Annotated in this window: 10 protein-coding genes; 7 read left to right on the top strand and 3 right to left on the bottom strand. The window is 72.8% G+C overall.

What is annotated here, in order from left to right; genetic code table 11:
• From CCN44_RS22145 to CCN44_RS22135, 3 genes are all read left to right on the top strand, one after another.
• Window positions 1-1,656, top strand: a 1,656-nt coding sequence (locus CCN44_RS22145) for an RICIN domain-containing protein (protein WP_086698884.1), incomplete at its 5' end; no start/stop codon positions are given.
• 116 nt (window positions 1,657-1,772) lie between these two features.
• A complete protein-coding gene (locus tag CCN44_RS22140; protein ID WP_086698881.1) occupies window positions 1,773-2,588 on the top strand; it encodes an inositol monophosphatase family protein in 816 nt (271 codons plus the stop codon).
• A gap of 146 nt (window positions 2,589-2,734) precedes the next feature.
• On the top strand, window positions 2,735-5,275 hold the full coding sequence (locus CCN44_RS22135) for a discoidin domain-containing protein (protein WP_059246972.1): 2,541 nt from the start codon (window positions 2,735-2,737) through the stop codon (window positions 5,273-5,275).
• 7 nt (window positions 5,276-5,282) lie between these two features.
• On the opposite strand, the gene CCN44_RS22130 is transcribed toward CCN44_RS22135, so the two are convergent.
• Entirely contained in the window at window positions 5,283-6,233 is a 951-nt protein-coding gene (locus CCN44_RS22130; RefSeq protein ID WP_059246974.1) for a helix-turn-helix transcriptional regulator, read from the bottom strand.
• Between the two features lie 131 nt (window positions 6,234-6,364).
• On the opposite strand from CCN44_RS22130, the gene CCN44_RS22125 reads away from it, so the two are divergent.
• Entirely contained in the window at window positions 6,365-6,721 is a 357-nt protein-coding gene (locus CCN44_RS22125) for an ANTAR domain-containing protein (protein WP_086698886.1), read from the top strand.
• 21 nt (window positions 6,722-6,742) lie between these two features.
• Here CCN44_RS22125 and CCN44_RS22120 read toward each other — a convergent pair whose 3' ends face one another.
• The gene (locus tag CCN44_RS22120; protein WP_059246975.1) at window positions 6,743-7,909 is read right to left on the bottom strand and encodes an amidohydrolase; all 1,167 of its coding nucleotides are present in this window, start codon (window positions 7,907-7,909) and stop codon (window positions 6,743-6,745) included.
• Window positions 7,910-8,051: 142 nt separating this feature from the next.
• On the opposite strand from CCN44_RS22120, the gene CCN44_RS22115 reads away from it, so the two are divergent.
• The 3 genes from CCN44_RS22115 to CCN44_RS47850 all read left to right on the top strand — a co-directional run bounded on the left by CCN44_RS22115 (window position 8,052) and on the right by CCN44_RS47850 (window position 12,340).
• Entirely contained in the window at window positions 8,052-9,515 is a 1,464-nt protein-coding gene (locus CCN44_RS22115) for an aminotransferase class I/II-fold pyridoxal phosphate-dependent enzyme (protein WP_059246976.1), read from the top strand.
• Window positions 9,516-9,892: 377 nt separating this feature from the next.
• Window positions 9,893-12,175 (top strand): catalase, encoded by a 2,283-nt coding sequence (locus CCN44_RS22110; RefSeq protein ID WP_059246978.1) that lies wholly within the window; start codon window positions 9,893-9,895, stop codon window positions 12,173-12,175.
• Window positions 12,176-12,268: 93 nt separating this feature from the next.
• Complete coding sequence (locus CCN44_RS47850; protein WP_414820513.1) at window positions 12,269-12,340, top strand: chaplin family protein; 72 nt, start codon at window positions 12,269-12,271, stop codon at window positions 12,338-12,340.
• A 37-nt stretch (window positions 12,341-12,377) separates the two neighbouring features.
• Here the strand turns inward: CCN44_RS47850 and CCN44_RS22100 are convergent.
• Window positions 12,378-12,823 (bottom strand): PP2C family protein-serine/threonine phosphatase (locus CCN44_RS22100; protein WP_143649905.1); only part of this gene is annotated, 446 nt, incomplete at its 5' end.

The following is a 12,823-nucleotide window of genomic DNA, read 5'->3' as shown; positions in this document are numbered from 1 at the left end:
ACGGACACCCCCGCCACCCCGTTCCTCGACAGGGACGGCACCTTCCACTACCAGCAGTCCGCCGCGCTCTACGGCGCCGACGACCCACGGGTCTGGGACTTCTACACCGGCAAGGACTTCGACACCGCCACCTTCGACCGGACGCTCAGCGCGGCGGTGAACCCGGCCAACCCCGCCGACCGCAACGACGACACCACCTGGCGGTGCAACAACAGCCCCACCGGGCGGGAGGCGACGTACGCGCCGGCCGGCTCGGGCTACGCGCAGAAGAACTACTGCGACCTGTCCGGGGTGTGGATCGATCCCGACACCGGTGACTGGTACGGCCTGGTGCACAACGAGTTCACCCCGCAGCCGTTCGGCGACGGACTGCACTACGACGCCATCGACTACGCCGTCTCCACCGACCGGGGCCGCACCTGGACCATCAAGGACCATGTGATCACCTCGCCGTACAGCACGAAGCGCGGGGACACGGCGGCCTTCCCGCACGAGACGTACTCCTACGGCGACGGCGACCAGCGCCTGTTCGCGGACCCGGCCTCCGGCTACTTCTACGTCTATTACGGCTCGCGGATCGTCGACAAGCGCGGCGGCTGGAAGGCCTTCTACGCGCACGTGGCCCGCGCCCCGATCGCGGCGAAGATGGCCCCCGGCTCCTGGCGCAAGTGGTACGACGGCGCCTGGTCCCAGCCCGGCACCGGCGGCCGGGAGAGCAACATCGTCCCCGTCGACGCCGGCCGTCCCACCGGCTACACCCCCGTCGACGCCGAGTACGACCCGGCCAACCCCGGCACCGCCGCCGAACAGATCGCGGCCGGCACCATGCCCCCGACCTCACCGCTGTTCGTCCTGAACATCACCTACGACGCCCATCTCGGCCTGTACATCGGCACCCCGCAGGCCGTCGACCAGAGCGGTGACGCACCGCAGTACCTGTACGCCACCGACGACCTGGCCACGCAGAAGTGGCGGCTCATCGGCGACACCGGGGACTACACCACCGCGTCCTGGTACCGCTGGTTCCTGGACCGCGCCAACCGCACCGGCTCCGCCGTCGTCGGCAGGACCTTCCGCGCCTACTGCTCCTTCGGCTGCTCCCACGGCGCCTCCGGTGAGTACGTCGACATCACCGTCGACTCGGCCACGCCGGCCGCCCCGCCCGTGGACACCGGCCGCAGGTACCGCATCGCCGCCGGCACCGGCCGGATCCTCGCCCAGGCCGCCGGCGGTTCCGCCGTCACCTCGGTGGCCCGGCCCACCGGCTCCGCCCGCGAGTCATGGTCCTTCACCCCCACGGGCGACGGCGCCTTCACCCTCGTCAACGCCGCGACCGGCCGGCTGCTGGGCGTCGACTCCGCGAGGACGGACGGCCGGGCCTGGGGCGCCCGGCCCACGGCCGGCGCGGCCCGGGCCGGCGGACCGACCCTCGGCCAGCAGTGGTTCGTGATCCCCGGCTCCTCCGCCGCCGGCGGCCACCGCCTGGTCAACCGCTACAGCGGCCTCGTCCTCGGACTCTCCGCGACCATCGGCCGCCTCGCCGAGACCACCCCGTTGCGCACCTGGACGGACACCACCGGCAGCCCCGTCGGCGCCGGCCGCACCGCGGCCGAACAGACGCTGACCTTCACCCCGACCGGCGCCCGGGCGCACTGACCCGCGGCACGCCTCCTCACCCGTCGTCCCGCGGGTGGGGAGGTGCCGCGTCGGCGTACGGGCAACCGCACGACGGGGGCGCACCGTTCGAGCCGCGGTTCGCCTACGCTGCACCCATGCCGATCATCCACGGGGAGTCCGACGCCCAGCTGGCCGTGACGGCCGCGCAGGCCGGTGCGGCGGTGGTGCGGGAGTTGTACGGGCGGCGGCCGGCCCGCCGTGAGAAGGCCGCCGGTGACTTCGCGACGGCGGCGGACCTCGCCGCCGAGCGGGCCATCCTGGACGTCCTGCGGGCCGCCCGGCCCGACGACGCGGTCACGGCCGAGGAGAGCGGGGACACCGGCGCTGCCGGTGCCCGCCGCCGCTGGCTGGTCGACCCGCTGTGCGGCACCCTCAACTACGCCGCGCAGACCATGCTCGTCGGCGTGAACGTCGCCCTGCGGGCCGGCGCCGAGGTCACCGCGGCGGCGACGGCCGATCCGTTCAGCGGCGAGGTGTTCTGGACCGACGGCACCCGGGCCCTGGTCCGCCGTGACGGCGGGGACGCGGAGCTGACGCCCGCCGCCGGGAGCGCGCTGGTGGACGTCAACCTCGACCCGCCGTACCCCAACGCCCCCGGCTTCCGCCCCGCCCTCCTGCTCGCCGACCCCGGCTTCGCCGAGCGGTTCCGGCCCCGGGTGGTCTCCAGCACGCTCGCGGTGGCCTGGGTCGCCGCCGGGCGCCGGGCCGCCTATGTCACCGACGGCCACCTGGCCGACAGTGTGCACTTCGCCGCGGGCATCGCCCTGTGCCGGGCGGCGGGCTGCACGGTGACCGGCCTGGACGGCGAGCCGCCGTACACCGGCGCGGGCGGACTGATCGCGGCGGCCGACGCCGAGACCCACGCGGCCCTGCTGGACCTGGTGAACCGGCAGGCGCGGCGGGGGAGTTGAGCCGCACCGCGGCTCCGTCCGGACGCGGTGGTCCGAAGGATGTGGTGTCCGAAGGCTTGTGGCCGGTTTGGTTCATCACTTAAATCAAAACATGAACTAAGCCGTGGGGTCAGTGAGTCGACCCCGCCCTCGTCTGGAGCCGCCGAATGAGACTGAGATCCCTGGGCATCGCGCTGGCCGCCACGGCGGCGCTGATCGCCCTGCCCACCACCCACCCGACGGCCGCCGCGGCCGAAACCCCCTTGTCCCAGGGGAAGACCGTCACCGCCTCGTCCGAGGAGAACGCCGGCACCGCCGCCGCCCACGCCGTCGACGGCGACAGCGGGACCCGCTGGTCCTCGGCCGCCGGAGACGACCAGTGGGTCCGCGTCGACCTCGGGACCACCGCCACGGTCAGCCGGGTGGTCCTCGACTGGGAGGCCGCCTACGGCAAGGACTACCGGGTCCAGATATCCGCGGACGGCACCACCTGGACCGACCTGAAGTCCGTCACCGGCTCCGACGGCGGCCTCGACACGCTCGACGTCTCCGGCCGGGGCCGCTACGTACGGATGCTCGGCGTGCACCGGGCCACCCCCTGGGGCTACTCCCTCTGGGAGTTCCAGGTGTTCGGCAGCGCGGACGGCGGCCAGACGGGCTGCGGCACCGCCGACGCCGCCCGGGGCAGGCCCGCCACGGCCTCCTCCACCGAGAACGCCGGCACGCCCGCCTCCGCCGCCTTCGACGGCGACACCGGGACCCGCTGGTCCAGCCAGGCCGCCGACCCGCAGTGGCTCCGCGTCGACCTCGGCGCCGTCACGGACCTGTGCGGGGTCGACCTGAACTGGGAGGCCGCCTACGGCAAGGACTTCCAGATCCAGGCCTCCGCGGACGGACAGAACTGGAACACCCTCAAGAGCGTCACCGGAGCGACCGGCGGCACGGCGTCGTACGACATCAGCGGCTCCGGCCGGTACCTGCGCATCCTCGGCACCGCCCGCGGCACCGGCTACGGCTACTCCCTGTGGGAGGTCGCCGTGCACACCCGCAGCACCGGCGTCCCGCCCGTCCAGGGCGGCGGCGACCTCGGCCCGAACGTCATCGTCGTCGACCCCTCCACCCCGGGCCTCCAGCAGAAGTTCGACGACGTCTTCGCACGGCAGGAGTCCGCCCAGTTCGGCACCGGCCGCTACCAGTTCCTGCTCAAGCCCGGCACCTACCACGGCATCAACGCCCAACTCGGCTTCTACACCTCGATCTCCGGCCTCGGCCTGAACCCCGACGACACCCGGATCAACGGGGACATCACCGTCGACGCCGGCTGGTTCAACGGCAACGCCACCCAGAACTTCTGGCGTTCGGCGGAGAACCTCTCCCTCAAACCCGTCAACGGCACCGACCGCTGGGCCGTCGCCCAGGCCGCGCCCTTCCGCCGGATCCACGTCGAAGGCGGCCTCAACCTCGCCCCCAACGGCTACGGCTGGGCCTCCGGCGGCTACATCGCGGACTCGAAGATCGACGGGACCGTGGGCCCGTACTCCCAGCAGCAGTGGTACACCCGGGACAGCTCGGTCGGCGGCTGGACCAACGGCGTGTGGAACATGACCTTCTCCGGCGTCCAGGGCGCCCCCGCCACCAACTTCGACAACGGCCCGTACACCACCCTGGACACCACCCCGGTCTCCCGCGAGAAACCCTTCCTCTACCTGGACGGCTCCGCCTACAAGGTGTTCGTCCCGGCCAAGCGCACGAACGCCCGGGGCGTCTCCTGGCCCGCGAACGCGGGCACGTCCATCCCGCTCGACCGGTTCTACGTCGTCAAGCCGGGCGCCACGGCCGCCACCGTCAACGCGGCCCTCGCCCAGGGGCTCAACCTCCTGTTCACCCCCGGCGTCTACCACCTCGACCAGACCATCGACGTCACCCGCCCGGGCACCGTCGTCCTCGGCCTCGGCCTCGCCACCCTGGTCCCGGACAACGGCATCGACGCGATGCACGTCGCCGACGTCGACGGCGTACGCCTTGCCGGCTTCCTGATCGACGCGGGCCCGGCCACCTCCGACACCCTGCTGCGCATCGGCACCCCCGGCGCCTCCGCCGACCACTCCGCCGATCCCACATCCGTGCAGGACGTGTTCATCCGCATCGGCGGCGCCGGACCCGGACGCGCCACCAACTCCGTGGTGGTCGACAGCGACGACGTCCTCATCGACCACACCTGGATCTGGCGCGCCGACCACGGCGACGGCGTCGGCTGGGACACCAACCGCGCCGACTACGGCCTGCGCGTGAACGGCGACGACGTCCTCGCCACCGGCCTGTTCGTCGAGCACTTCAACAAGTACGACGTCCACTGGAACGGAGAACGCGGCCGGACGATCTTCTTCCAGAACGAGAAGGCGTACGACGCCCCGAACGCCGCCGCCGTCACCCACGACGGCATCGTCGGCTACGCGGCCTACAAGATCGCCGACTCCGTCACCACCCACGAGGCGTGGGCCCTGGGCAGCTACTGCAACTACACGGCCGATCCGTCGATCGTCCAGGCACACGGCTTCCAGACGCCCGTGACCCCGGGGATCAAGCTGCACAACCTGCTGGTGGTCTCCCTCGGCGGCAAGGGCCAGTACGCGCACGTCGTCAACAGCACCGGCGCACCCACCTCGGGCACCGACACCGTCCCGTCCAAGGTGACGTCCTTCCCGTAGGACTCCGTCAGCCGCCGGCCAGGGTCTCGTGCGGGGCCCGCCGGTAGGTGTCCCGGTACAGGGAGGCGAAGCGGCCCGGGTGGTGGAAGCCCCACCGGGCCGCGATCTCCGTGACCGTCGCCCCCTCGCCGGGATCGGCGGCCACCAGGTCGTGATGGGCGTGCGCCAGCCGCACCCGGCGCAGCTGCGCCAGCGGAGTGGTGTCCAGATGACGGCGGAAGGCGTACTGCAGCGCGCGGACCGTGACATGCGCCGCGGCGGCGATGTCCGCGACCGTGATCGGCTGGTCGGCGTGGTCGTCGATGTAGGCGAGCGCCCGGCGCAGCACCGCCGGCCGCGCGTCGGCGCGCTCGTCCGCGGGCTCGTCCAGCGCCGTGTTGGGGAACGCGGCCAGCACGCTCGCCGCCAGGTGCTGGGTGGCCGTGGCGGCGATCAGCGGCTGGTCCGCGGTCTCCGGATCGGCGAGCACCGTGTCGCGCAGATGGGCGATCGTGCGGTGCAGCTGGCGCGCCGCCGCCGCGGAGCGCGGCCGGTGCCCGGTCAGCCGCACCGGCCGCGACCCCTCGCCGCCCCCGGCCACCTGCGCGAGCAGCGCCGGGTCCAGCATCGTGATGGTGTAACGGGCGTGGCAGATCCGGCCCGTGTACGGCAGGTCGGGCGGCGCGAACAGCACCATGTCACCCGGCCCGAAGGAGTCCTCGACACCCTGGAAGCCGTGGTCCCGCACGGTCCCCTCGTGCACGGTGCACAGGCAGATCCGGCCCAGCGGGGTCACCGAGTAGGCCATCTCGAAGTCCAGCGCGAGTTCGTCGACACTCACCGAGGCGATCCCGGCACGGCGGATCCGGGCGCGGTTGGCGCCGGGGCTGCCGCTGGCTATCCGCATCTTCGCGTAGGCACGGCTGAGGAAATCCTCCGTCACGGACAGGTCGTCGCTGTCGAAGGTGAGCGTCTCCATGGGCCCCTGTTGCCCCTGTTTTCCGCTCTCATGGGTCTCCGACCTGCGATTTTTCGTTTTCTGTACGGAGGCTTGCCCGATTGTTCGCCTGGCGGCTGGCGCCGGCCGGCCGGGCTGCCCAGGGTGAATCCATGATCGGACGCGAGGAGCAGGCCCCCCACGAGCAGCTGACGGCACTCCAGGAGGAGGTGGAGCAACTGCGCCGGGGTCTGGTCTCGCACGCCGTGGTCGACCAGGCGATCGGCGTGGTCGTCACCGTGGGCAGGCTGCGTCCGGAGCAGGGCTGGGCGGCCCTGAAGCACGTGTCGCAGCACACCAACATCAAACTGCGGGAGGTGGCGCGCTGCCTCGTCGAGTGGCCGGCCCGGGGCTGGCTGCCCGAGGTGATCCGCCGGGCCCTGCCCGCCGCCGTGGAGCACGCGCGCACCGGCGCGGACGCCGACGGGCGGGAGGACGAGCGGGAGGTCCGCTGCGGCCGGCCGGGCTGAACCGGCGCCCGGGCACCGGTGTCAGACCGAGGCCCGGCGCAGGTCCTCCCACGCGCGGTCACGCAGCCCCGCGTCCCCGAGGACGTCCACCGCCGTGCAGGCCAGCGCCTCCACCACCGCCATCAGCACCCGGCGGGCCCGCGCCGACACCGCGGCCTCGGCGAACTCCGGGGTGTGGTCGGAGCCCTCCGCGCCCATGATCGCGACGAACGGATGGATGGCGGGCACCCGGCCGCTGACGTTGCCGATGTCGGAGGAGCCCAGGTAGACACCGGGAGCGGGCGGGGTGAGGGGGATCCCGGCGCGGCCCAGGTGCCCGGCGAACCGCTCGGACAGCACCGCGCAGTCCCGGAAGTGCTCGTAGCGCACGCTCGCCCGGTCCACCGTGAGGGCGGTCCCGGTCGCCAGCGCGACCCCCTCCGCGGCGGTGCGCAGCTGCGCCGCCAGCTCGTCCAGGGCGGCCGTGGTGAGCGCGCGCAGGCCGAACCGGCCCTCGGCGTACTCGGGGACGATGTTCGTGGCCGTACCACCGTGCGTGATGATTCCCTGGACATGGGACCCCTCCGGCAGCCGCCGGCCCAGCCCCGACAGGACGTTGAACAGCTCGATCAGCGCCGCGAGCGCGTCGATGCCCTCTGTCGGACTGCCCGTGGGATGCGCGGCCCGGCCGCGGAAGCCGACCCGGTACTGCTCCTGCGCGGTCAGCGGCGCCCGCACCCAGTCGTACACCCCGGGGTGGAACATCAGGGCGGCGTCCACCTCGTCGAAGACCCCGGCCGCCACCTCCAGGGCCTTGCCGCCACCGCCCTCCTCGGCCGGTGTGCCCACCGCGAGGACCGTGCCCCCGGTGCCGTCCCGCACGGCGTCCGTGACCAGGGCCGCGCCGAGGCCCGCCGCGGCGATGAGGTTGTGCCCGCAGGCGTGCCCGAGGCCGGGCAGGGCGTCGTACTCCAGCGGGAAGGCCACCACGGGCCGCCCCGTGCCCGACTGCGCCGTGAACGCGGTCGGCAGGCCCGCGGTCTCCCGCCGCACGGCGAAGCCGGCGCGTTCCAGTTCACCGGTGAGCAGCGCGGCCGCCCGGTGCTCGGCGAACGCGGTCTCCGGGTCGGCGTGCAGGGCCGAGGCCACGTCCCACAGCGCGTCGGCGCGCCGCGCGGTCTCCTCCCGGATCCGCTGGTACAGCGACACGAGACCTCCTGAGGCTCGGCGGGCGGGTTCGTGCGGGCCCGGGTTCCACCCGGACGGCCCTGCGACACCCGCCCCGTGGGTTTGGGCCGCCCGGCCGGTGCAACACGGTGGGTGCGGGACCGACCAGCTCAGGAGGACAGCCATGGATCACTCGCGCGTACCCGTCCTGGAGGCTCTGCAGGAGTTCCGGCGGCGAGGAGACGTGGTGTACGGACCACCCGGGCACAAGCAGGGCCGCGGCACCGACCCCCGGGTGGCCGAGATCCTCGGACTGGACGTCTTCCGTTCGGACGTGCTCACCCTCAACGGGCTGGACGACCGCCGCGAGTCCCAGGGCGTGCTGGAACAGGCCCAGGAACTGATGGCGGACGCGGTCGGCGCCGAGCACGCGTTCTTCTCCACCTGCGGCAGCTCCCTGTCCGTGAAGACCGCGATGTGCTCGGTGGCGGGCCCGGGGGAGAAGCTGCTGCTGTCGCGCAACGCGCACAAGTCCGTCATCGCCGCCGTGATCATCAACGGTGTGGAGCCGATCTGGGTCCACCCGAAGTTCGACGGCGAACGGCACATGGCCCATCCGCCCGAGGCCGACGACGTACGCAACCGGCTGCGCGAGCACCCCGACGCCAAGGGGATGCTGCTGATCACGCCCACCGACTGGGGCACCTGCGCCGATGTGCGCGGGGTGGCCGACGCCTGCCACGCCTTCGACGTACCGCTCATCGTGGACGAGGCGTGGGGCGCCCACCTGCCGTTCCATCCGGATCTGCCGGTGTGGGGCATGAACGCGGACGCCGACCTGGTCGTCACCAGCGTCCACAAGATGGGCGGCGCGATCGAGCAGAGTTCGGTGTTCCACCTCCAGCACGACCGGGTCTCGCCCACCGTCCTCAAACAGCGTGAGGACCTGCTCGGCACCACCAGCGCCTCCTGCCTGGTCTACGCGGCCCTCGACGGCTGGCGGCGGCAGATGGTCGAGCAGGGCCACGGGCTGCTGGACGCCGCCCTCCACCGGGCCGAGCGCATCCGGGCCCGGCTGCGGGAGCTGCCGGGGCTGCGGGTGATGGGCGGAGAGGTCATCGAGATGGGCCTGGCCGCCGAGTTCGACCCCCTGAAGATCGTCGTCGACGTACGGGACCTCGGCATCAGCGGCATGCAGGCGGCCGAGTGGCTGCGCGCGAACTGCCACATCGACGTCGGCGGCTCGGACACCTGCCGGATCAGCGCCTCCATCACCCACTCCGACGACGACGAGACCGAGAAGCTCCTGGTGGAGTCCGTGCGCTCGCTGGTGGAGCGGGCGGAGACTTTGGAGCGGCGGCCCGCCGTGCATCTGCCCGAACCGAGCGCCCTGGAACTGGAGCAGGCGGTGCTGCCCCGGGAGGCCTTCTTCGCCGCCGCCGAACAGGTGCCCGCCGAGCAGGCCGTGGGCCGCATCGCCGCGGAGATGATCAGCCCGTACCCGCCCGGCGTGCCGGTCGTGGCACCCGGCGAGGTGATCACCGCGGAGATCGTCGACTACCTGCGCAGCGGGGTCGCCCACGGCTTCCTCCTCCCGGACGCGGCGGACTCCTCCGTGGAGACGCTGCGGGTCATGGCACGGCCCTGACCGGCCGGCCCCGCCCGACCTGCGCAGGGCGGGGGCAGCGCCTAGGGTGGCGTATGCGGGCGGCGGCCGGGTGCACGCCTGCCCCGGGTCAAGAAGCCGGCCCTGCTGCGGAACACGTCCTCGGCAGGGGGCCCTTGGCCCTGCCGGTGGTCCCCGGGTCCGGACCAGCGCGTCCGGCGGGCCTCCCGCCCCGGCAACTCGATAGGAGACGGCCCGACTTCACCCCGACCGGAAATCGCCGCGATTCCCGGTTTCGGACGCCCCGGCCCGGGGACCTCGGTACGAGCGCCGGCGTCACCCCTTTGGTTCGAACTTCACCCGGTATGTCTCTGGTGTCGGCCCATGCCTCGGTGTGAGCAGCGAAGGAATTGGTATTGATGAGCGAGACGAACCCCTTGAAGCGAGCGGCGGACAAGGTGGCGGACGTCCTGCAGGGCGGCCCGGCCGGCCCGGAGGACGGCATCCCCGGCAAGCCGGGGCCCACGTCGCCGCCCGTCGCCGAACCGACCGAACCCCATGAGCCGTATCCCCCCAAGCCCGACCAGACCGGCCCGGCCACCGTCTCGCCGACCGGGCAGCCGACCGGCGCCGACCAGGCGCGGATGGCCCAGAGCGGCAGCTACCTGACCAACGCCCAGGGCACCCGGCTGTACGACACCGACCACTCCCTCAAGGCCGGCCCCCGCGGACCGGTGCTCCTTCAGGACCACCACCTGCGGGAGAAGGTCATGCACTTCGACCACGAGCGCATCCCGGAGCGCGTGGTCCACGCCCGCGGCGCCGGCGCGCACGGCGTGTTCCGCAGCTACGGCACCGCGGCCGGCGTCACCAAGGCGGCGTTCCTCGCCGAGGACGTCGAGACACCGGTGTTCGTCCGCTTCTCCACCGTGCTCGGCTCCCGGGGCTCCGCCGACACCGTCCGCGACACCCGGGGCTTCGCGACGAAGTTCTACACCAGCGAGGGCGTCTTCGACCTGGTCGGCAACAACATCCCGGTCTTCTTCATCCAGGACGCCATCAAGTTCCCGGACATCATCCACGCCGGCAAGCCGCATCCCGACCGGGAGATCCCGCAGGCGCAGAGCGCCCACGACACCTTCTGGGACTTCGTCACCCTGCACACCGAGGCGACCCACCACACCCTGTGGAACATGTCCGACCGGGGCATCCCGCGCTCGTACCGCACCATGGAGGGCTTCGGCGTCCACACCTTCCGCCTGGTCAACGCCGCCGGCGAGACCACGTTGGTGAAGTTCCACTGGAAGCCGAAGCTGGGCGTGCACTCGCTGGTGTGGGAGGAGGCGCAGATCATCAACGGCGTCGACCCCGATTTCCACCGCCGGGACCTCGCCGACGCCATCGAGGCGGGCGCCTACCCGCAGTGGGAGTTCGGCATCCAGACCTTCCCCGACACCCCCGACCAGACCTTCGAGGGCATCGACCTGCTGGACCCGACGAACATCGTCCCCGAGGAACTCGCCCCCGTGCAGCCGATCGGGCTGCTCACCCTCAACCGCAACCCGTCGAACTTCTTCGCCGAGACCGAGCAGGTCGCCTTCCACGTCGGCCACCTCGTCCCCGGCATCGACATCACCGACGACCCGCTGCTCGCCGGCCGGCTCTTCTCCTACCTGGACACCCAGATCACCCGGCTGGGCGGCCCCAACTTCCCGCAGCTGCCCATCAACCGGCCGCACGCACCCGTCAACGACATGCTGCGCGACGGCATGCATCAGACCGCCGTGCACCGCGGCACGGCCCCCTACCGCCCCAACTCCCTCGACGGCGGCTGCCCGTTCACCCCCGGCGCGGGCCTCGACGGCGCGTACGTCGAGACACCGGTCCGGATCCCCGAGGCGACCAAGGTACGCGAGGCCCCCGAGTCGTTCGACGACCACTTCAGCCAGCCGCGCCGGTTCTGGCTCAGCATGAGCGCGCCCGAACGCGAGCACATCATCGGCGCCTACACCTTCGAACTCGGCAAGTGCTACGAACAGGCCATCCGCGAGCGGGCGTTGCAGGTCCTCGCCAACATCGACCCCGAGCTGTGCGCGGGCGTCGCCGCCGGCCTCGGCCTGCCCGCACCCGAGCCCTCGGTGCCGCTGGCCGACGTCGAGCCCAGCCCCGCCCTCTCGCAGGTCGGGCACACCTGGCCCACCGACGGCCGCATCATCGGCATCGTCACCGGACCCGACGGCGACCTCGACGGCGTACGGTCCGTACGCCAGGAGGTGCTGGACGGCGGCATGGTCCCGCTGATCGTCGCACCGACGGGCGGCACCCTGGGGGACGGCGCGGACGCCCTGACCGTCCAGCGGACCTATGCCACCGCACGCTCCGTGGAGTTCGACGCCCTGCTCGTGGCCGGCACCCCCGGTGTGGGAGCCGACGCCTACGGCGCCCGGGACGCCAAGGCCGGCCAGCCCAGCGCCCAGCAGGCCACCCCCGATCCGCGGGTGGGGCTGCTGCTGGCGGAGGCGTACCGGCACGGCAAGGCCATCGGCGCCGCCAAGGGCGGGGAGACCGCGCTGGAGGCGGCGGGCATCCCGCTCGACGCCCCCGGGGTGCTCGCCGGCGACACCGCCACCGGCGTTCTGCAGCAGCTCACCCGACTGCTCGCCGCCCACCGGGTCTGGGAACGCTTCCCGTCCGCGGCGTGACGGTCCGTCAGGAGGGGCGCTCCCGGCCCACGACCGGGGTCGCGGCCAACAGTCCGGGCGTCGTCTCCGGCAACGGTCGAGGTCGACGCCAACGTGTGCGGCAACACCATCAACCTCGCCGGTCTGTCGAACCCGGCCGCCGGGAACACCTGCGTCGACCAGTAGCGCCGGCCCCCGCCACCGGGGGCCGGCGCCGGGCCGTTCACTCCGGCGTGGTGCGGCACAGCAACAGGCAGATGTCGTCGTCGTGTTCGGAGTCGTGCAGCATCGGCTTGAGCAGCGCGTCGGCCGCCGCGTCCAGATCCGCCAGATCCGCCCGGCGCAGCGACTCCATGGCCAGGGCCAGCCGGTCGATGCCCGCGTCGATCCCGGCCGACCGCCGCTCCACCAACCCGTCCGTGTACAGCGCGAGCGTGGAGCCCGCCGGCAGATCCACGGTGTGCTCCTCGTAGGTGAACGGCACCGGGACGCCCAGCATGATCCCCGGTTTGGCGTCCAGCACCCGCACCTCGCCCCGGGGGCCGCGCGCGATGGCCGGCGGATGCCCGGCGGCGGCCCACACCACCCCGGGCTCACCGGGCGTGAACCGGGCGATCGCACAGGTCGCGTACAGCTCCGGCTGCTGGTGGCGGAGCATCCGGTGCAGCA

The sequence above is a fragment of the Streptomyces tricolor genome (assembly GCF_002155905.1).
Classification (GTDB): Bacteria; Actinomycetota; Actinomycetes; order Streptomycetales; family Streptomycetaceae; genus Streptomyces; species Streptomyces tricolor.
The sequence above is the reverse complement of the archived record's forward strand: the minus strand, read 5'-3'. Positions and strand labels throughout refer to the sequence as shown.